The 18,856-nt window shown below is 68.6% G+C and carries 17 protein-coding genes; 6 read left to right on the forward strand and 11 right to left on the reverse strand.

Annotated features, from left to right (window positions below):
- The first annotated feature begins 6 nt into the window (after positions 1 to 6).
- Complete coding sequence (locus MJO54_RS10250) at positions 7 to 672, forward strand: GntR family transcriptional regulator (RefSeq protein WP_240175870.1); 666 nt, start codon at positions 7 to 9, stop codon at positions 670 to 672.
- Positions 673 to 742: 70 nt separating this feature from the next.
- Here the strand turns inward: MJO54_RS10250 and MJO54_RS10255 are convergent, their stop codons facing one another.
- Both MJO54_RS10255 and MJO54_RS10260 read right to left on the reverse strand, forming a co-directional pair.
- Positions 743 to 1,138 (reverse strand): type II toxin-antitoxin system VapC family toxin, encoded by a 396-nt coding sequence (locus tag MJO54_RS10255; protein WP_105295368.1) that lies wholly within the window; start codon positions 1,136 to 1,138, stop codon positions 743 to 745.
- Between the two features lies 1 nt (position 1,139).
- The gene (locus tag MJO54_RS10260) at positions 1,140 to 1,388 is read right to left on the reverse strand and encodes a type II toxin-antitoxin system Phd/YefM family antitoxin (protein ID WP_046284085.1); all 249 of its coding nucleotides are present in this window, start codon (positions 1,386 to 1,388) and stop codon (positions 1,140 to 1,142) included.
- Between the two features lie 121 nt (positions 1,389 to 1,509).
- Between MJO54_RS10260 and MJO54_RS10265 the strand changes: the two genes are divergently transcribed.
- On the forward strand, positions 1,510 to 1,755 hold the full coding sequence (locus tag MJO54_RS10265; RefSeq protein WP_240175871.1) for a hypothetical protein: 246 nt from the start codon (positions 1,510 to 1,512) through the stop codon (positions 1,753 to 1,755).
- Between the two features lie 51 nt (positions 1,756 to 1,806).
- Here MJO54_RS10265 and MJO54_RS10270 read toward each other — a convergent pair whose 3' ends face one another.
- Both MJO54_RS10270 and gjpA read right to left on the reverse strand, forming a co-directional pair.
- Positions 1,807 to 4,038, reverse strand: coding sequence for a PGRS repeat-containing protein (locus MJO54_RS10270; protein ID WP_259602905.1), 2,232 nt, complete (start codon positions 4,036 to 4,038; stop codon positions 1,807 to 1,809).
- A gap of 47 nt (positions 4,039 to 4,085) precedes the next feature.
- Positions 4,086 to 5,177, reverse strand: a complete 1,092-nt coding sequence (gene gjpA / locus MJO54_RS10275) for an outer membrane porin GjpA (RefSeq protein WP_133165009.1) — start codon at positions 5,175 to 5,177, stop codon at positions 4,086 to 4,088.
- Positions 5,178 to 5,662: 485 nt separating this feature from the next.
- Here gjpA and MJO54_RS10280 point away from each other — a divergent pair, with 485 nt between their 5' ends.
- On the forward strand, positions 5,663 to 7,969 hold the full coding sequence (locus tag MJO54_RS10280; RefSeq protein ID WP_046286375.1) for a PEP/pyruvate-binding domain-containing protein: 2,307 nt from the start codon (positions 5,663 to 5,665) through the stop codon (positions 7,967 to 7,969).
- Here MJO54_RS10280 and MJO54_RS10285 read toward each other — a convergent pair.
- The 4 genes from MJO54_RS10285 to MJO54_RS10300 are packed head-to-tail and all read right to left on the reverse strand — an operon-like array spanning position 7,944 to position 11,019.
- Positions 7,944 to 8,174 (reverse strand): DUF167 domain-containing protein, encoded by a 231-nt coding sequence (locus tag MJO54_RS10285; RefSeq protein WP_024441357.1) that lies wholly within the window; start codon positions 8,172 to 8,174, stop codon positions 7,944 to 7,946. The genes MJO54_RS10280 and MJO54_RS10285 overlap by 26 nt on opposite strands.
- A gap of 10 nt (positions 8,175 to 8,184) precedes the next feature.
- A complete protein-coding gene (locus tag MJO54_RS10290) occupies positions 8,185 to 9,387 on the reverse strand; it encodes a lipid-transfer protein (protein WP_046286376.1) in 1,203 nt (400 codons plus the stop codon).
- On the reverse strand, positions 9,384 to 9,827 hold the full coding sequence (locus MJO54_RS10295; protein WP_046286377.1) for a Zn-ribbon domain-containing OB-fold protein: 444 nt from the start codon (positions 9,825 to 9,827) through the stop codon (positions 9,384 to 9,386). Before MJO54_RS10295 ends, MJO54_RS10290 begins: the two co-directional genes overlap by 4 nt.
- Positions 9,828 to 9,876: 49 nt before the next feature.
- Positions 9,877 to 11,019 (reverse strand): FAD-dependent monooxygenase, encoded by a 1,143-nt coding sequence (locus MJO54_RS10300; RefSeq protein ID WP_046286378.1) that lies wholly within the window; start codon positions 11,017 to 11,019, stop codon positions 9,877 to 9,879.
- 70 nt (positions 11,020 to 11,089) lie between these two features.
- Here MJO54_RS10300 and MJO54_RS10305 point away from each other — a divergent pair, with 70 nt between their 5' ends.
- Genes MJO54_RS10305 through MJO54_RS10315 form a run of 3 tightly spaced genes read left to right on the forward strand, consistent with a single transcriptional unit; the run spans position 11,090 to position 16,262 of the window.
- The gene (locus tag MJO54_RS10305) at positions 11,090 to 11,980 is read left to right on the forward strand and encodes a LysR family transcriptional regulator (protein ID WP_046286379.1); all 891 of its coding nucleotides are present in this window, start codon (positions 11,090 to 11,092) and stop codon (positions 11,978 to 11,980) included.
- A complete protein-coding gene (gene polA, locus MJO54_RS10310) occupies positions 11,973 to 14,687 on the forward strand; it encodes a DNA polymerase I (RefSeq protein WP_046286381.1) in 2,715 nt (904 codons plus the stop codon). Before MJO54_RS10305 ends, polA begins: the two co-directional genes overlap by 8 nt.
- A gap of 54 nt (positions 14,688 to 14,741) precedes the next feature.
- The gene (locus MJO54_RS10315) at positions 14,742 to 16,262 is read left to right on the forward strand and encodes an HNH endonuclease signature motif containing protein (protein WP_240175872.1); all 1,521 of its coding nucleotides are present in this window, start codon (positions 14,742 to 14,744) and stop codon (positions 16,260 to 16,262) included.
- Here MJO54_RS10315 and MJO54_RS10320 read toward each other — a convergent pair.
- The 3 genes from MJO54_RS10320 to MJO54_RS10330 form a co-directional block, all read right to left on the reverse strand.
- Positions 16,259 to 16,633, reverse strand: a complete 375-nt coding sequence (locus MJO54_RS10320) for a nuclear transport factor 2 family protein (RefSeq protein ID WP_240175873.1) — start codon at positions 16,631 to 16,633, stop codon at positions 16,259 to 16,261. The two genes, MJO54_RS10315 and MJO54_RS10320, sit on opposite strands and share 4 nt — an antisense overlap.
- Before the next feature lie 63 nt (positions 16,634 to 16,696).
- Positions 16,697 to 17,662 carry an NAD(P)H-dependent flavin oxidoreductase gene (locus tag MJO54_RS10325; protein WP_046285752.1) on the reverse strand — a complete coding sequence of 322 codons (966 nt, stop codon included), beginning with the start codon at positions 17,660 to 17,662 and terminating at the stop codon, positions 16,697 to 16,699.
- An 18-nt stretch (positions 17,663 to 17,680) separates the two neighbouring features.
- Positions 17,681 to 18,808, reverse strand: a complete 1,128-nt coding sequence (locus MJO54_RS10330; protein ID WP_046285751.1) for a PrsW family intramembrane metalloprotease — start codon at positions 18,806 to 18,808, stop codon at positions 17,681 to 17,683.
- Between the last annotated feature and the right edge of the window lie 48 nt (positions 18,809 to 18,856).

Raw genomic sequence — 18,856 nt, forward strand, 5'->3', positions numbered from 1 at the left:
CCGCCTATGCCCAAGAAATACGGGGTCAAAGAGAAGGACCTGGTCGTCAACCACATTGTCGACCTGGTGCTGGCCGGGGAGCTGCGCACCGGCGACCGCATCAACCGTGACGCGATCGCGGCTGCTCTGGGGGTCAGTCGGCTTCCGGTTCAGCAGGGTATCGACCAACTCGAGCATGACGGATTGTTGGCCAGCCGTTACCACCGCGGTGTCTTTGTTGAGCGGTTCGATGAGGCGGCCGTTCTCGAACAGCACGAGCTGCACGGTGTGCTGAACGGCATCGCCTCAGCACGTGCGGCGACCAATCCGACACCGCGGGTGCTCGCCGAACTCGACGCGGCGTTGCGGACGTTGCGAGCCAGTAAGGAACCCAAGGCGTTTCAAGAGGCGGCGTACGCGTACCGGCGCATCATCGTCGAGGAGTACGCGGGTCCCCGGCTGCAGGCGGCGATCGTCGCGGCACGCGTCTTCGCTCCGCGCGGATTCTGGGGGAGCTATCCGCGGGGCAACGAGGAGTTCTTGCACACCTACGAAGCCGAGACCGCGGCGATTCGCGGACAGGACCCTGAAGCAGCGCGCGCCGCGAATATGGAGCGGGCGGACTTGCGGGCCAAGGTGGTGATCGCGGAGTTGACCTCGCGTGGGGTGCTGGACGACGCGTCGGCCGGCTGACGCGTGACGTTCGCCGTTACCCGATGTCCTGTCGGGTGAGAGCGACAGGCGGAGTCGGCAACGTTAATGCTCACACTGCGACGACGCGGATCAGTGTTTCGAGGCCGGAAAAGTCCCTGGGGTTGCGACTGTAGAGATCCAGACGATTGGCGTGCGCCGTCGCCGCGATCAACAGGTCGGCAAACCTGCTCCGGGGCTGTCGCCCTTGGCGTACCACCGCGGCGACGACGAGTCCGTAACTGCGTACGGCGGCTTCGTCGAACGGGATCGGCTCCAGTCGCGATTCCACCTCCTGCAATCGGGCCTGACGCTTGGCCGCCTCGATGGGCGTCGCAGCCAACAGGGGGCCGGCGGCCAACTCGGCCGCGGTGATAGCCGAGATCGCCACTTCGTCGGGCAGGGCGGCGACGACCGCTGGGTCGTGCCAGTCGATGACGACGGACGTATCCACCAGGCCGGCCGTCACTTCACAGGCCCTGGTCGATCAACCGGTCGAGGTCGGCGCGGAACTGACGATGATCAATGCGGACGGCTGTGGCGGCCAGTGCGGCGACTTCGCTACGAGGGATGAAGGTGCGGCGAACGGCACGCACCGGGCGCAGTTCGGCCACTGGCTCGCCGTTGCGTGTCACCACGAACGTCTCACCGGCCACTACCGCATCGATCACCTTCGCATTGTCATTGCGCAGCTCCCGCTGAGCGATGGTCCTTGTCATGACTGCAATCGTAGCGAGAGATGCTACACCCAGCTACGCCACGCGGGGAGAGAGCGGACGACTTCGGGCCGGCGCGGCAACGCGGTCACGGCCGCCGAGCCCGCTGTGGGACCCGACGGCCGTGGCCGATCTCGCTGACGTATCAGCCGGGCTGCCCGTCGTTGCCGGCGGTGCCGGGCTGTCCCGCGGGGTTTCCGGTGCCGCCGTTGCCTGCGGCGCCGCCTGCACCGGCCGCACCGCCAGCGCCCTGAGTGCCATTGCTGCCGCCGGTGCTGGTGCCGCGCGGGCCGCGAGCATGACACACGCGCAGATGCGCGCGGAGATCGTGGTCGCCGAGTTGACCAGACGCGGCGTGCTGAGCGGCTGAGTGCGGGAAGGCCCGGCGCGCTGCCCCGCGCCGGGCCTTCTTGTCCGTCGGCTACCCGGCGGGTGCCGGGTGAGCGCCGGTGCCGCCGGTGCCGCCGGTGCCACCGGTCGTCCCGGTGGGCGCCGTGCCGGGCTGGCCGGGCCCGCCGGGGGTCTCGCCGACCGCACCGCCGGTACCGCCGCTGCCGCCGGTGCCGCCGTTGACGGCGCCGGCGCCGTTGCCGCCGTTGCCACCGGTTCCGCCGTTGCCGCCGACCGGATCGGTGGAGGGGGAACCGCCGTCGACGTAACCACCGCCGGCCCCGCCGGCGCCCCCGTTGCCGCCGTTGCCGGCGTGGCTGGGCCCGATACCCAGGTCGTTGGCCGGCGTTTCGACGCCGCCACTAGTACCCCCGATGCCGCCATTGCCGCCGTTGCCGGCTGTTGTTGCTCCGGCTCCGCCGTTGCCGCCGGTGCCGCCGTTGCCGCCGGAGGCAGTGCCGGAGCCGCCGGCCCCGCCTGCCCCACCGTCGCCGCCGGCGCCACCACCCGACAGGGCGCTGCCCACGTTGGCCCCGCCGTTGCCGCCGTTGCCGCCGTTGCCGCCGACGCTGACCACACCGGGTCCCGGGGCGCCGTTGCCGCCGGCACCACCCGCCCCACCAGTCCCCGCGGCGACAGTGCCGGCGCCGCCGCCGCCACTGCCGCCGTTGCCGCCGTTGCCGCCGATGCTGTAAGTGTTGCCGTCGTGCTGCCAGCCGGTGCTGGTACCGCCGTCACCACCCTTACCGCCGGCATGGCCGCCGCCACTGCCGCCGCTACCGCCGTTGCCGCCGTTGCCGCCGGCATAGGTACCGGTGCCGCCCTTGCCGCCGTCGCCGCCAGGGCCACCGGTAAAGCCGGAACCCCCGGTGCCGCCGTTGCCACCAATGGTCTGGACGGTAGGGTCATCGGTGGCGGCGTTGCCACCATCGCCGCCAAGCCCCCCGCCTTCGCCGCGGCCCGAGCCGCCGTTGCCGCCGTTGCCGCCCTTGCCGGCGCCGGCGAAGCCGCCGTCGCCGCCGTCGCCGCCTCTGCCGCCGGTCACTGCGCCACTGTCCCTGGCTCCAGCCGAAGACAGGCCAGCGGACCCACCGCTACCGCCGTTGCCGCCGTTGGCCCCGGCGCCACCATTGCCGCCATTGCCGCCGTCGGCGCCGATGCCGGTCCCGAACGAGTAGCCACCGGCGTTGGCTCCGTTGCCGCCAGCGCCGCCGTTGCCGAGGTAGATGCCGTTGGCGTCCTGGTAGGCGTTGCCGCCGTTGCCGCCGTTGCCGCCGACTGCGTTGGCACCGTACTGCCCGGCACGTCCGAAGGACGGGTCGCTGTAGATGGTGGAGCCGCGGGCCCCGGCCGCACCACCCGTGCCGGCTCTAAGGTCGACCTGGGCATTTGCGCCGTTGCCGCCGTTGACGTGCTCGGCGGTGCCGTTGGCGCCGTCCCCGCCGTTGCCGCCGCGGCCACCATCGCCACCATTGCCGCCGTTTCCGAACATGAAGCTGCTGCGGCCGCCGCCCCCGCCGTTGCCCCCGGCACTGGGGCGTCCGCCGTTACCGTCGCCGCCGTTGGCCCACGTGCCTGCGGCACCGTTGGCGCCGGTACCGCCGTTGCCGCCGTTGCCGCCGTTGCCGAAGAACCATCCAGACGCGTTGCCGCCAGCACCGGCGTTGCCGCCTGCGATAGTCGGGTCGAGGGAGGCGCCGCCGTTGCCGCCGTTGCCGCCGTTGCCCATCCAGTTGCCGCCGGCTCCGCCGTCACCGCCGTTGGCGCCGGCTCCGCCGTCACCGCCGGTCCCACCGTCGCCGAGCCAGCCGGCCGCGTTGCCGCCGTTGCCGCCTGCGACCCCGGCTTCGGTGCTGTCCCAGCCGTCGCCGCCGTCGCCGAACCACAGGCCGCCGTTGCCGCCGTCGGGGTTGGCTTCGGTTCCGTCGACGCCGTTGCCGATCAGGTATTGCCCGGCGGCGGTGTTGATCCAGCCGTTGACCAATTCACCGAAGTCACTGGTGATCCAGGCCTGCAGGCCGTCATGGATGGGGTCGTAGAACCACTGATCGATCGTGGTGGTCCAGTCGAAGGCGCCCACCTCGGCCGGTTCGGGGGTCAGCCATGCCGTGGTATCGAAAAGATCAGTGATCCAATCGAATTCGTCGGCCTGTGCTGGGGGTGCCAGGGTCAGCGGGGCCATGCCGAATGTCAGGAATGCGCCGACCGCGCTGGCGGCGCCGACCGCCCGGGAGGCGCGGGGTGCATTGATGTGGTGACTCATGTGCAGGGATACCTCTCTCAAGGAATGGGGGTAAAGGGTTTTGGGGCTCAGAAGCCGAACAGGTCGCCCAGCCAGCCGAATGCGTCGGTGGCCGCACCGGAGCCGCCGTCATCGAGCGCGTCGGCGGCGATGATGGGCAACTCAGCTCCCGCCAGCGGCGGAGTGACCACCACCGGGCCCTTGCCGTCCCAGCCCGAGCCCAGCAGGGCGCCGACGGTCTGTCCCCAGGCCTGCCAGGCAGCGATCGGCCCGATGGCGGCACTGTTCAGGTCTAGGCTGCCAATCACCGGGACCCCGCTGAATTCGAGGCCCACGCTTTGGAACAGCGAGCCACCGACCGACGGCACTTCGGCCGCGATTTCACCGCCCGGGCCCAGCACCTGGTAGCTCACCGCGGCCGCACCCGTAGAGAGCAAACCAGCGAAGGCAAAGTCCAGATGGTCCATGTTCATGCCGGCCGGGAAATAACCGGAAGCGTTGATCATCGGCAACAGCGCGTCCAGGTTCAGCGTGGCGCCGTTGAAGAACGCGCCGCCCATATTGGCCAGGATGTCGAACGGGTTGTCACCGTCGGTGATGCCGTTGAGCAACGCGATCCACGGGCTGATCATCGGCCCGATCGACGCCATGAGCAGGGCACTGGATGGCGACCCCAGGTAGTCGATGATCGGCATGATCGAGTCCTTGTCCACATCCGGTGGGATGTAGCCGGCGATCTGGCCGAACATCAGTTGGTGCGTGCCGTCCATGGTGTGGTTGAGCACCGTGGCCCGGGTTTCGTCGGTGGCGTTCTGCAGCGCCCAGCCGGAGATCACCGCATTCAAGTGCAGTTGGATCTGCTCGTTGATCGCGTTGACCGAACCCGCCGGGTCATTGGCCAACTGGTCGGCGTAGCTCATCTGGTTGGCCCAGAACTGCTGCATTCCCACAGCCGGGGCCAGATACCAGTTGTTCAGCATCGTGGTGACGTTCGCCGACGTTGCATTGAGCACGTCGTCCCACGCACTGGTCAACGCCACCGGGCGTGACTGGACATCAGGCAGAGCGGGCAGTGGGGCGGCCGCCGGTGTCACCGCGACAAGACTGGCCCCCACCAGTGCCACACCTGCGGTGGCGTAGGGGCGAACTGTGGCGTGCAAAGGGGTCTCCTTCAGGTATCTGGGGCACAGCGCGACATGGAACGGCGCGACAGTAGCTGAGAGTTAGATGATTTGTATACAAAAAATCAGAACAAGTTTCAGATACATGAAGTTATCGCTGGTAACGGGATTGCGGCACGTGCTCCTACGCTCTGGCCGCCTAGGCGAAGCGCTAGCAAAGACGCAGGTATTACAACTTTTGTGGCAGTTGTCGACGGCGTGGTCATGTGTCGGGCGGTTTCCCAGTTCACGGGGATTGGCCCCGTCAAAATATGAATGTAAGTAGCGGCTCAGCGGCTTCTGTGGGGTAGTGTTTGCGGCAGTAGTTCGACCGGAGTCGTACCCAGGTCTCAGCTTCTAGGCGGGTTTCTATGAACGTGGACTTCACCCTGCTGTGCGGGGCGCGAAACCCTCCCCGAGACCGCCTCGCAGCAGATAGATTTGCATTTCATGGCGCTCGTGGACCGCAACACCTTTCCGGGTGCATGAGCGCGGTCATCAAGCGACTGCGTGACATCCGCGCAACCGATATCGCGTTCAGTGGCGGCAAGGGCGCCAACCTCGGCGAACTGCTGGCGGCCGGGCTGCCCGTACCCGACGGATTCGTCATCGGCGTCCCGGGGCATGCGGTCCCAGCGGACGTATTACGCGAGGCGATCGCCGCGCACTACCAGGTCATGGGCGATGACGTCGCCGTGGCGGTGCGCTCCTCGGCTGTGTCCGAGGACGGCGACAGTGCGTCGCATGCCGGAATCTACGAGACGGTTCTCAACGTACGGGGCATGACGCAACTGCTTGCCGCCGTGGACCATTGCTGGACGTCGACCTCGTCCTCGCGGGCTCGCCGATACCGTGGAGCGCGGGGGCTGGAGCTCGATGTCGACATGGCCGTCGTCGTTCAGCAGCAGATCGATCCGGCCTGTGGAGGCGTCGCCTTCACCGCGGACCCCCTGAGCGGCCGTACGGACCGGGTGGTCATCGAGTTTGCGCACGGAGATGGCGGAAATGTGACCGATGGCTTGGTCACGCCCGAGCGCACGGTGGTGGACAAGAGCGGCTTGCATGTCGTCGACACCGGGGTATTGATGCAGAAATACCCGTTGTCCCACAACCAGATTCGAAACATTGCCGAGTGTGCAGTGCGGATCGAACGGTGGTACGACTGCCCGCAGGACATCGAGTGGGTCGTCGATGAACAAGGTCAGGTCTGGGTTCTGCAGGCGCGGCCGGTCACCGGGGCCGACGTGGTGGCGGCCCAGGCGAGAAGCATCGAGCTATATGACCCGCCGCGAGCGCCCGAAAGTCGTTGGACCCGAGTGAACATCGGTGAAGCCGTGCCTGGCGTGCCGACGCCGCTTTCCTGGTCGATGTGGAGTGTTGGCCTCACCGAGGCGCAGCGACAAACCCAGACCCACCTCGGCGTCGTGACACAGCGCGAGAGCCGACAGGGGCAGCTTCTGACCCTCGCACGGGGCTGGCCGGTGCTGTCGGTCGACTTGCTGTTGAGCCAAGTCGCTCGGATCCCCGGCGTGGATCCGAGCGCGTTCAGCCAGCAGCTTCTCGGCGAGGCGGAACACGTCGATGCGGCACCGACACACGCGCGCGTCGCGACGGCATGCCGGATGGCCCTCCGCGCACCGGTCACCCTTGCGTTGCTGAATCGGCGCCTGCGCGCCGCCAGTGCGACTTCACGGCAAGCGTGGCAGCGGGATGCGTGGCGACCGGCCGACGATCCTCTGGCGCTGCTGGTCGGGGCCGCCAGGCGCTTCGAGGAGACCTTGACCATTCACACCATGCAGACGTACCTGTGCCAAAGCCTGTACCAGGCAGTCGAGCGCGTGGCCGGCGATCTGGCGATCGACCTGCTCTCCGGCGATGGTGACCTCCCCGAAGCGCAGCTGGCCAGGGATCTCGGTCTGCTTGCCGGCGGCGCGATCGCGCTCGACCAGTTCCTTCGCGAACACGGATTCCACGGACCCGACGAGGGCGAGATCGCGTCCGCGTCGTGGCGGCAGAACCCGGAACCGGTGCTGCAGGCAGCACACACCTGGGCCGATGGCGGCGGTGTACGCGATCCGCGTGTCGCGTTGGACCGCCGGCGCGATGAACGACGTCAGGCAGAGTCGGACCTGCGTGCTCTTTTGCCGCGCGCGCGGCGCGGTGCCGTCACCGGCCTGATCGCGATGGCGCGTCGAGCCCTGGTCGGTCGGGAGATCGGGAAGACCGCCTTCCTACAAGATCTTGACGTTGCCCGCCATGCGGTGTCCTTCATGGATGCGGATGCGGTCTGGTGCACACTCGACGAACTCCGGGGGAACGTCGCGCTGTCTTCGGCGGATATCCTTGCTCGCCAACGGATTCGGTCACGATTCGCCACACAGGAACCCCCGCTGTCGTTTGCCGGCGATCCGGGCAACCCGCCGGTCGCGGTCGGGGGACAGTCACTCATCACCGGTGCCGCTGCGAGCCCGGGCCGTGCCCGGGGACGGGCGCGGGTGGTGACCGATCCCAGCGCGTCCGTCGACCTCGGCGCTGGCGATGTACTGATCGCACGAACCACCGACCCGTCGTGGGTGGTGCGGTTCATGGCGGTGGCCGGGATGGCCATCGATGTGGGCGGCACGTTGTCGCACGCCGCGATCATCGCGCGTGAACTCGGCATACCGTGCGTCATCGGGACAGGCAACGGCACCCACGTCATCCCCGACGGCGCGTGGGTGGACATCGACGGCTCGCAGGGGACCGTGCGAATTCTCGACGTACCGCCTACCGATCGATCCGGAAACGCTTGACGCGCGCGCCCGCACCGGACACCAGCTCGACCCGGCTGCGCGGAACGTCGAAATGCTCTGCCAGCACCCGGATGACGGCGGCGTTCGCCTTGCCGTCCACCGCGGGCTCGCGCACGTAGACGGTCAGCTGCCCGTCGTCGTCGGTCTCGACCAGGGGGCCTTTGCGGCTGCCCGGCTTGACCTTGACGACGACGGATTCTGCCATCGCGGAGAAACTACCGGGCGACGATCACCGACGAGCCGTGCCCGAACAGACCCTGGTTGGCGGTGACGCCCACCGTGGCGCCCTCGACCTGCCGGCCGGTGGCCTGACCGCGCAGCTGCCAGGTCAGCTCGCACACCTGGGCGATGGCCTGCGCCGGGATCGCCTCGCCGAAGCAGGCAAGCCCACCGGACGGGTTCACCGGCACCCGGCCGCCGATGGTGGTGGCGCCGCTGCGCAGCAGCTGCTCGCCTTCACCCTTGGCGCACAGGCCCAGGTGCTCGTACCAGTCGATCTCCAGCGCGGTGGACAGGTCGTAGACCTCGGCGAGGCTGACGTCCTCGGGGCCGATCCCGGCCTCGGCGTAGGCCGCATCCAGGATCTGGTCCTTGAACACCCGCTCCGGGGCCGCCACCACGGCGGTGGAATCGGTTGCGATGTCCGGCAATTCGGGCAGGTGCTGCGGGTAGCGGGGGGTCACGGTGGACACCGCCCGCACCGACGGCACACCGTCGAGCGAACCCAGGTGCTTGCGGGCGAATTCCGCGCTGGCCACGATCAACGCGGCCGCACCGTCGGAGGTGGCGCAGATGTCGAGCTGGCGCAGCGGGTCGGAGACCACCGGGCTGGCCAGCACGTCGGCAACCGCGGATTCCTTGCGGTAGCGGGCATTCGGGTTGCTCAGGCCGTGGCGAGAGTTCTTCACCTTCACCTGCGCGAAGTCCTCGGAGGTGGCGCCGTAGAGGTCCATCCGGCGGCGCGCCAGCAGCGCGAAGTACACCGGGTTCATCGCGCCGATCAGGTGGAACCGCTGCCAGTCCGGGTCGTTCTTGCGCTCGCCGCCGACCGGGGCGAAGGCGCCCTTGGGGGTGGTGTCGGCGCCGATCACCAGCGCCACGTCGCAGAAGCCGGCCAGGATCTGGGCCCGGGCGCTCTGCAGGGCCTGCGAACCGGAGGCGCAGGCGGCGTAGGACGACGACACCGGAACCCCGTTCCAGCCCAGCTTCTGGGCGAACGTCGAACCGGCGATGAAGCCCGGGTAGCCGTTGCGGATGGTGTCCGCGCCGGCGATGAACTGGATCTGCTGCGCGTTCAGGCCGGCGTCGGCCAGCGCGGCACGGGCGGCGACCACCCCGTACTCGGTGAAGTCGCGGCCCCACTTGCCCCACGGGTGCATTCCCGCACCCAGGATGTACAGCGGCTCAGGAGCACTCATGCGTCCACCTTCTTCCACGCGTAGACGGTGCGCGTCACGCCGTTGTCGTCGGTGTAGAGCGGCATGGTGGTCAGTTCCATCTCCATGCCGACCTTCAAGTCCGCGGCCAGGGTGCCTTCGACGACCTTGCCCAGCACGATCAGGCCCTCGTCGGCCAGTTCCACCGCGGCGATCGCGAACGGCTCGAACGGGTCGCTCGGCGGGTAAGGAGACGGCGGGAGGTACCGGTTCTCGGTGTAGCTCCAGATCTTGCCGCGCCGCGACAGCGCGACCGGCTCCAACACGTCGCCGTCGCAGGCGGGGTTGGGGCAGTTGTTCTCACGCGGCGGGAACACATAGGTGCCGCACTGCGGACACTTGGCGCCGGTCAGGTGGGGGAGGCCGGCGTCGTCGGTGGCGAACCACCCGTCGATGGCCGGCTGCGAGGCTACATCTGGCACCCGGTCAGCGTACCCAACCCGAACGGCGAAACTGAAACGTGTTCTAAGTTCAGACCCGCGCCCGGTCGGCTCCGGTGTCGCGCCGGTAGGCGGCGGCCACCCGGGCCAGGCTGTCCGACCGCAGGATGGCCCCACTGCGGTGCATCTCGCGGTTGGCGGCCACCACCGCTGCGGTCGCTTCCCGGCGGTGCTCCTCATAGACCCGCAGGCCGGTGTCCGGATGCGCTGCCAGGCTGTCTGCCAGGGCGCGCGCGTCCAAGATGGCCTGCGATCCGCCGTTGGCGCCCACCGGATACATCGGGTGCGCCGCGTCGCCCAGCAGGGTTACCCGACCACGGCCCCACCACGGCAGCGGATCGCGATCGACCATCGGGTATTCCAGCGGGTCAGCGGTGCGTCCCACCAGGTCGACGACGTCGAGCCACCCCACCTTCCAGCCGTCCAGGTAGGCCAACACCTGATCGGCGTCGCACCGCTGGTTCCAGCGTGCAGTGCCCGGCAGTGGCCCGGGTGGGGCTTCGGGCACCAGCAGCACCCAGTTGATCAGGCCGGAGCCGATCCGGTAGATCACCAACTCGATGCCGTCGTCGGCCTTGACGATCGCCATGGTCCGCCCGTCCAGGTACGGCTCGCCCGGTGCGGCGCCGCGCCACATCCGCACCCCCGACCACCGCAGTTCGTCGCCGGCGGGGTGCAACTGGGCGCGCACCGCCGAATGAATCCCGTCGGCACCCACCAGGACGGAACCCGCCAGCTCGTCATCACCCAGCTGCACCCGCACCGCGTCGCCGTCGTCGACGAACCCGGTGACCCGGGATCCGGTGCGTATTGCGCCCGCCCCCAACCGCTCCCGCACGGCGTCGAGCAACAACAGCTGCAGGTCCCCGCGATGCACCGAGTACTGCGGGAATTCGTAGCCGCCCGCCAACCCTCGCGGTTCACGGAACAGTTCCCGGCCGCGAGTGTCGAAGTACGCCAGCGATGTCGGCGCCACCGCCAGCGCCGACAGCCGCTCGCCCAGCCCCAGCGCGAACACCTCGCGGACGGCGTGCGGCAGCAGGTTGATGCCGACGCCCAGCGGTCGCAGCTCCCGAGCGCTTTCGACGACGGTCGCGGGGATCGCACAGGCGTGCAGGGTCAGTGCGGTGGTCAATCCGCCGATGCCGGCTCCGGCGATCACAACGTCTGTCATGACTTCAGCGTCCTGGCCCGGAAACTATAAGTCCAATATCTGTTTAGTCCAGAAACTATATTCATCGCTTATGGAACTGCGACAGCTCGAATACTTCGTGGCGGTGGTCGAGGAAGCCAACTTCACCCGCGCGGCGCAACGGGTGCATGTGGCGCAGCCGGCGGTCAGCGCCCAGATCGGGCGGCTGGAGCGAGAACTCGGCCAGCGGCTGCTGGACCGCTCCCGCCGGGAGGTCCGCCCGACGGCGGCCGGCGCGGCGGTGCTCCCGTACGCCAAGGCCGCGTTGGCGGCGGTGGATGACGTGCGGCTGGCCGTCGACGAGCTCAGCCGGCTGGTGCGCGGCACGGTTACGATCGGCACCGTCACCGCCCATCCCGTCGACGTGCCCGGGCTGCTCGCCGAGTTTCACGCCGAGTATCCGAACGTCGAAATCACCCTCAGCACAGCTAATTCCGATGAGCTGATCGAGGCGGTTCGCGGCGGCGACTTGGACGTGGCGATCGTCTCGGTCGGTCCCGGCGAGCAACCCGCCGGGCTGGACATCGAGGTGGTCACCGACGAGCCCGTCGATGCCGCGGTGAGCCCGGCCGACGAGCTGGCCGGACATGCCACGGTCAGCCTCGCGCAGTTGGCGCGGCGGCCGCTGATCACCCTGCCGGTCGGCACCGGCATCCGCCGCCAGCTCGATCAGGCCTGCGCTGCGGTCGGCGTCTCGCCCCGGATCGCGTTTGAGGCCAGCACCCCGCAGGCGCTGGCCGAGCTCGCCGAGCGTGGGCTCGGGGTCGCGATCCTGCCGCGCTCGATGGCTCGCTGCCGCCCGGGCCTGCACCCACTGCGGCTGACACCGGAGCTGCGGGGCCGGCTGGTGTTGGCCTGGCGTGCGTCGGGACCGCGCAGCCCCGCCGCCCGGGTGCTCGTCGACAGGGCGCGGCAGTTACTGGGTGTCGGGGCGGGTGCCTAGAGTTGGGTCCGTGAGTCAGACCAAACCCACGCTGCTGCTTCTGGACGGAAACTCGCTGGCGTATCGCGCGTTCTATGCCCTGCCCGCGGAGAACTTCAAGACACGCAGCGGCCTGACGACCAACGCGGTCTACGGGTTCACCGCGATGCTGATCAACCTGCTGCGCGACGAGAATCCCACCCACATTGCTGCCGCGTTCGACGTGTCGCGGCAGACGTTCCGCTCCGAGCGCTTCCCGGAATACAAGGCCACCCGCTCGTCGACCCCCGATGAGTTCCGCGGCCAGATCGATATCACCAAGGAGGTGCTGGCCGCGCTGGGCATCACCACGCTGTCTGAACCCGGCTTTGAAGCCGACGACCTGATCGCCACCCTGGCCACCCAAGCCGACGCCGAGGGCTACCGGGTGCTGGTGGTCACCGGCGACCGCGACGCTCTGCAGCTGGTCAACGAGAACGTCACCGTGCTCTACCCCCGCAAGGGCGTCAGCGACCTGACCCGCTTCACCCCGGACGCCGTCGTCGAGAAGTACGGCCTGACCCCGGCGCAGTACCCCGACTTCGCCGCGCTGCGCGGCGACCCCAGCGACAACCTGCCGGGCATCCCCGGGGTGGGGGAGAAGACCGCGTCGAAGTGGATCACCGAATACGGCTCCCTGCAGGGGCTGGTGGACCAGGTCGACACCGTCAAGGGCAAGGTCGGAGATGCGTTGCGCGCCAACCTGTCCACCGTGATCCTCAACCGCGAGCTGACCGATCTGGTCCGCAACGTGCCGCTTGCCCAGACGCCGGACACCCTGCGACTGGTGCCGTGGGACCGTGAGCAGATCCATCAGCTCTTCGACGACCTCGAGTTCCGGGTGCTGCGTGACCGGCTGTTCGAGACGCTCTCCACCGCCGGTGGTGCGGTGCCCGAAGCCGAGGAGGGCTTCGAGGTGCGCGGCGGTGCCCTGGAGCCGGGGACGGTCGGCTCGTGGCTGGCCGAACACGCCGCCGATGGCCGGCGCACCGGGCTGGCCGTGATCGGCACCCACCGCAGCTTCGACAGCGACGCGACCGCGCTGGCCCTGGCCTCGGCGGACGGCGAAGGCGGCTACATCGACACCGCGGCGCTGACCGCCGAGGACGACGCCGCACTGGGCGCCTGGCTGGCCGACCCGGCCAAGCCCAAGGCGCTGCACGAGGCCAAGCTGGCCATCCACGACCTGGCCGGGCGCGGCTGGACCCTGGACGGCGTCACCTCTGACACCGCCCTGGCCGCTTACCTGGTGCGGCCCGGCCAGCGCAGCTTCAGCCTCGACGACCTCTCGGTGCGTTACCTGCGCCGGGAATTGCGTGCCGAATCCGATGAACAGCAACAGCTTTCGCTCCTGGATGACACCGAGGGTGTCGACGATCAGGCCGTGCAGACCGCGATCCTGCGGGCCCGGGCCGTCAATGACCTGGCCGACGCGCTGGATCTTGAGCTGGCCCGTATCGACTCGTCCGGACTGCTCGCCGACATCGAGCTGCCCCTGCAGCGGGTGCTTGCCGAGCTGGAGACCGCCGGGATCGGTGTGGACCTCGATCACCTGAGCCAGCTGCAGAGCCGGTTCGGTGACCAGATTCGCGACGCGGCCGAGGCCGCGTACGCGGTGATCGGCAAGCAGATCAATCTCGGATCGCCCAAGCAGCTGCAGGTGGTGCTCTTCGACGAATTGGGCATGCCCAAGACCAAGAAGACCAAGACCGGTTACACCACCGACGCCGACGCGCTGCAGACCCTGTTCGACAAGACCGGTCATCCGTTCCTGGAGCACCTGCTGACCCACCGCGACGTCACCCGGCTGAAGGTGACGGTCGACGGATTGCTGAAATCGGTTGCCTCCGATGGCCGGATCCACACGACGCTGAATCAGACGATCGCGGCGACCGGCAGGCTGTCGTCCACCGACCCCAACCTGCAGAACATCCCGATCCGCACCGATGCCGGCCGCCAGATCCGCGACGGCTTCGTGGTGGGCGAGGGTTACCCCGAGCTGATGACGGTCGACTACAGCCAGATCGAGATGCGCATCATGGCGCACCTGTCGGCCGACGAGGGCCTTATCGAGGCGTTCAACACCGGCGAAGACCTGCACTCGTTCGTCGGGTCGCGGGCGTTCTCGGTGCCCATCGACGAGGTGACCCCGGACATGCGCCGCCGCGTCAAGGCAATGTCCTACGGCCTGGCCTACGGGTTGAGTGCCTACGGGCTGGCCTCCCAGCTCAAGATCTCCACCGAAGAGGCCAAAGAGCAGATGGACGCCTACTTCGACCGGTTCGGCCGGGTCCGCGACTATCTGCACGAGGTGGTCGAGCAGGCCCGCAAGGACGGCTACACCTCCACCGTGCTGGGCCGGCGGCGCTACCTGCCGGAACTGGACAGCAGCAACCGCCAGGTCCGGGAGTCCGCCGAGCGGGCCGCGCTCAACGCCCCGATCCAGGGCAGTGCGGCCGACATCATCAAGGTCGCGATGATCAACGTCGATCAGGCCCTCAAGGCCTCCACCCTGCGGTCGCGAATGCTGCTACAGGTGCATGACGAATTGCTGTTCGAGGTGGCCGACGGCGAACGTGAGCCGCTGGAGGCGCTGGTGCGCGACAAGATGGGCAGCGCCTATCCGCTCAGCGTTCCGCTGGAGGTCGCGGTGGGGTACGGGCGATCCTGGGACGCCGCCGCGCACTAGGCGTCGCCTCATCGGCGGTGGCCGGTGTCAGCCCCGAACGCTATAATCGAACGTATGTTCGAACGGTCGTCGCGGGTTCCGTCTCCGGAGTCGGTGGCGCGGCTTCGTGAGCGGTTCCAGCGGCGGTACCCCTCGGTGACGCCGGAGTCGGCGGTGTTGGTGGATCGGGTTTGTGTGTCGGCGCGGGCGGAGAATCGGGCGGCGGCGGCGCAGTTGGTGGCGATCGGGGAGTTGTTCGCGCTGCGGTTGAGCTGCTGTGGTGAGACCAAAGAGTGGGCGGTCGATACCGAGGCGGCGGTGGCTGCGGAGGTGGCGGCGGCGTTGCGGATCAGCCAGGGGCTGGCGGCTAGTCGGTTGCACTATGCCCGGGTCATGCGTGAGGAGTTGCCGCAGGTGGCCGAGGTGTTCAAGGCCGGCGATATCGATATGCGGTTGTTTCAGACGATCGTGTATCGCACCGGGTTGATCACCGACCGGGAGTTGCTGGGGGTCGTTGATGGGCAGTTGGCGGCGCAGGTGGGTCGGTGGCCGTCGCTGACCAAGAGTCGGTTGGCGGCCAAGATCGACAAGATCGTGGCCCAGGCCGACGCTGATGCGGTGCGCCGCCGCAAAGAACGCCAAGCCGAGCGTGAGGTCGGCTTCAGTGATCAGGAGGGCGGGATCACCGAGATCTATGGCAGCCTGTTCACCACCGATGCCCGTGCCCTGGACAAGGCCTTGGATGCGTTGGCGGCCACGGTGTGTGAGCACGATCCCCGCACGCGTGTTCAGCGGCGTGCCGATGCGATGGGGGCGTTGGCGGCCCGCGCCGATCGGCTGGGTTGCCGCTGCGGGCGCCCGGACTGCGCGGCGGGCGGTCGGGCGGCGGCCTCGCCGGTGCTGATTCATGTGATCGCCGAGCGGGCCACCGTCGACGGGACCGGTGATGCACCGGGTTCGTTGGTCGGGGCCGATGGGCTGATCCCGCCGGAGTTGATCGCCGAGCTCGCCCGGTCGGCCCGGTTGGTGTCGTTGGTGCATCCCGGCGATGCTCCACCGGAGCCCGGTTATGTGCCGTCGAAGGCGTTGGCGGATTTTGTGCGGTGCCGGGATATGACGTGTCGCTGGCCCGGTTGTGACTGCCCGGCGCTCGACTGCGATCTGGACCATACGATTGCCTACGGTGACGGTGGGCCCACGCATGCGTCGAATCTCAAATGTTATTGCCGTACCCATCATTTGGTGAAGACGTTTTGGGGGTGGCGGGATCAGCAGCTGCCTGATGGCACGGTGATCCTGACTTCGCCGGCGGGGTGCACGTACGTCAGCACCCCGGGCAGTTCGTGGCTGTTCCCGCACTTGTGCGCACCCACCGGGGAGCTGCCAGCACCCAAGCCACGTGTCGATGACCGCTGTGGGGATCGGACCGCGATGATGCCCCGCCGACGGCGTACCCGTGCCCAACACCGCGCGGCCCGTATCGCTACCGAACGCAACCAGAACCGCAAAGCCCGCCAAGCCCGACGCGCCGCATTCGACGCCGTCTGGTTCCCCAAACTCGCCCCCGCCGCAGACGACGACCCACCACCCTTCTAACGGTGGTCAGGCGGCAGTCTGTTGGTGCAACGTAAGTCGCCAGGCGTCGCCCGCCGGGTGTACACGCTGGTGACCAGGGCAACGTAAGTGGGCTGATCTCCGCGTTGCGACGTCGAGCGATAGGTGACGATGCCAACGTCGGGCACCGGCATGAGCACGTGGATATCGCTGAGCTCAAAGGATGACCACGGCTCGCCGCCCATGGACGCGATGACGGCATCGCGGTCAAAAATCGACATGCCGCCTGGGAACACCATCGCGATGTCATCGTCGAGGACCTCCCGGTAGAAGTCCGCGGCGGCTTCACCGCGCGTCGCGAGCGCCTCCCACCCGCGTTGCTCCAGCGCAATCAGTTCTTCCGAAGTCGTCATCGACCGGCCTCCTCGCCGGTATCGACGGTACTGAAAATCCGGGTCGGCCAGCCATCAAGGCCGTCACGAGCCGCGGTTCAGGATCCTGGTCGCGTCCTGAACCATCTGCGCCACGATGGCACCCGCGGGCACCACGTCGTGGATGAGGCCGACGGCCTCGCCGATCAGGATGTGCGCGATGTCGAAGTCCGCCGCGGCGAGTCCGGCCTCAAAGGCGGCGATGGCCTCGGGCAGGCTGGCCAGCAAGCGGCTGTCGTCGCCGTGCCAGCTCTGCAGGAACGTGTTGACCAGCGCCCGCTCGTCGTAGTGGGCAGGCCAATCGAGTTGTCGCACAAGGTCGTAGACGCGGGTGCGGATGGTGTCCTCGCCGCTGGCTCGGATGGCGCGCTCGTGTGCACCGGGCGACACGAGTGCCTCGGTGGCGGCCCAGAACCGCGTGCCGACCAGGACACCGTCGGCGCCCAGGGCCAGCGCCGCGGCCACCCCACGGCCGTCGGCGATACCACCGGCGGCCAGTACGAATGTTTCCGGCGAGTGCTCGGCCACCAGGTCTACGACGGCCGGGACAAACGTCATAGTCGAGCCGCCCGACATTCCGTGGCCACCGGCCTCGGCGCCTTGGGCCACGATGGCCTTCGCGCCCGCCCGCAGCGCAGCCTGCGCCTGGTCCAGGGTCTGCACCTGGCAGATCAGCGGAACGCCCGCGTCGCGGATGTCTGCGGCGAACGCCTCGGGATCACCGAAGGACAGCATGATCGCCGCCGGGTTCCGGTTGAGTGCGACGTCGAGGACCTCCGGTGCGCGGGCCAGGCTCCAGGTGATGAATCCGCAGCCGACGCGAGCGTCGCCGGCGGCATCGAACTCGCGCTGCACCCAGTCAGGGTCGCCGTAACCCCCGCCGAGCAGACCGAGCCCACCGGCATGGGTGACCGCCGCCGCGAGCCGGCCACCGGCCGCCTGCGCCATGGGCGCCAGCATGATCGGGTGTTCGATACCGAAGAAGTCGGTGAGGCGGTTGCGCAGCGACATCGCGAGGCCTCCTTCGGATCAGCGCCGCGCCGGCAGGGGAGAGTGATACCCGGCCATCGTGTAGAGCACGGGCGCAGCCGTGCGGGCGGCCACCACCCCGTAGGCGTCCTCCTGCTGCACCTCGAACACCTCGGGATCTCCGAAGCCCCGGTCGATGCGGTCCCGGATGAACGCCAGCCGAACCACCTGGACGGCGAACTTCTTAACCGCCTTGCCCGCGGGCCGCCCACCGATGCGGGTGGCCTCGCGGATCGCGAGCTTGCGCGTGCGGATCGATCCCAGCCAGGTCGCCTCGTTGGCGCTGATCAGGCCGCCGGCCACCATGCCGGGCAGCTTGCTGGCTACCAGCTGCTGCTCATGCCGACGGCTCAGCATGCCCAGCAGCACCATCAGCAGGAACACCGGAACCAACCAGAACACGTAGGTCACCAGGAAGAGCTGCCCGCCTCCCATGGCCAGTGAGGCGTTCCACGAGGCGTGCATCGCCACCGCGGCCAGGTAGCCGATCAGGATCACGATGGCCTTCGACCAGAATCCGTGACGGCGCAGCGCGAAGAACACCCCGATTCCGGTCATCGTGGTGAACAGCGGGTGGGCGAACGGACCGAAGATCAGCCGGGCGATGGCCACCGCGGCCATCTTTGCCGGTGACTCGGCCGGCGCGATGTAGACGATGTCCTCCATCCAGGCGAAACCCACCGCCACGACGCCCGCATAGACCATGCAGTCGGTCAGCGAGTTCAGCGCCAGCCGTCGGCGCCCGGTCAGCATGACCAGCAGAAACAGGCCCTTCGCGGCCTCCTCGATGAACGGCGCCTGGATGGCCGCCATGTCGAAGGCCTTCGACACCAGAGGCCGTACCGTGGCGACCGAGGACCCGAAGGTCTCCAGCCCGACCGCCAGCACCACGGCCACCGATGCGCCCCACAAGAACGCCAGTTGCAACAGCCGGCGCGGCTCGGGCTCCCAGCGGTCCAGCCAGCGATAGCACAACAGCACCACCAGCATCGACATGCTCGCCAGTACCAGCGCTGTCAGAGTTCCGCCCGGGTTTGCCGCGGTGAACAGCAGCAACAGGAACACGGTGAGGACGGCGAGCAGGACGATCACGATGAGCGGCGCTCCGACCCTTCGCCGGTTCCGCATCTGAGGCATAGCGAGGGAGCGTAGTCACCGGTTTGTCCAGCGTGCAAC

The sequence above is a fragment of the Mycolicibacter virginiensis genome (assembly GCF_022374935.2).
In the GTDB taxonomy this organism is placed as follows: Bacteria; Actinomycetota; Actinomycetes; order Mycobacteriales; family Mycobacteriaceae; genus Mycobacterium; species Mycobacterium virginiense.

Coding starts and splice junctions, on each gene's coding strand:
- MJO54_RS10305 (WP_046286379.1), top strand. CDS start 11,090: ATGGAACTGCGACAGCTCGAATACTTCGTGGCGGTGGTCGAGGAAGCC.
- MJO54_RS10260 (WP_046284085.1), bottom strand. CDS start 1,388: ATGACAAGGACCATCGCTCAGCGGGAGCTGCGCAATGACAATGCGAAG.
- MJO54_RS10325 (WP_046285752.1), bottom strand. CDS start 17,662: ATGTCGCTGCGCAACCGCCTCACCGACTTCTTCGGTATCGAACACCCG.
- MJO54_RS10250 (WP_240175870.1), top strand. CDS start 7: ATGCCCAAGAAATACGGGGTCAAAGAGAAGGACCTGGTCGTCAACCAC.
- MJO54_RS10285 (WP_024441357.1), bottom strand. CDS start 8,174: ATGGCAGAATCCGTCGTCGTCAAGGTCAAGCCGGGCAGCCGCAAAGGC.
- MJO54_RS10320 (WP_240175873.1), bottom strand. CDS start 16,633: ATGACGACTTCGGAAGAACTGATTGCGCTGGAGCAACGCGGGTGGGAG.
- MJO54_RS10280 (WP_046286375.1), top strand. CDS start 5,663: ATGAGCGCGGTCATCAAGCGACTGCGTGACATCCGCGCAACCGATATC.
- MJO54_RS10270 (WP_259602905.1), bottom strand. CDS start 4,038: ATGAGTCACCACATCAATGCACCCCGCGCCTCCCGGGCGGTCGGCGCC.
- MJO54_RS10330 (WP_046285751.1), bottom strand. CDS start 18,808: ATGCGGAACCGGCGAAGGGTCGGAGCGCCGCTCATCGTGATCGTCCTG.
- MJO54_RS10315 (WP_240175872.1), top strand. CDS start 14,742: ATGTTCGAACGGTCGTCGCGGGTTCCGTCTCCGGAGTCGGTGGCGCGG.
- MJO54_RS10290 (WP_046286376.1), bottom strand. CDS start 9,387: ATGAGTGCTCCTGAGCCGCTGTACATCCTGGGTGCGGGAATGCACCCG.
- MJO54_RS10300 (WP_046286378.1), bottom strand. CDS start 11,019: ATGACAGACGTTGTGATCGCCGGAGCCGGCATCGGCGGATTGACCACC.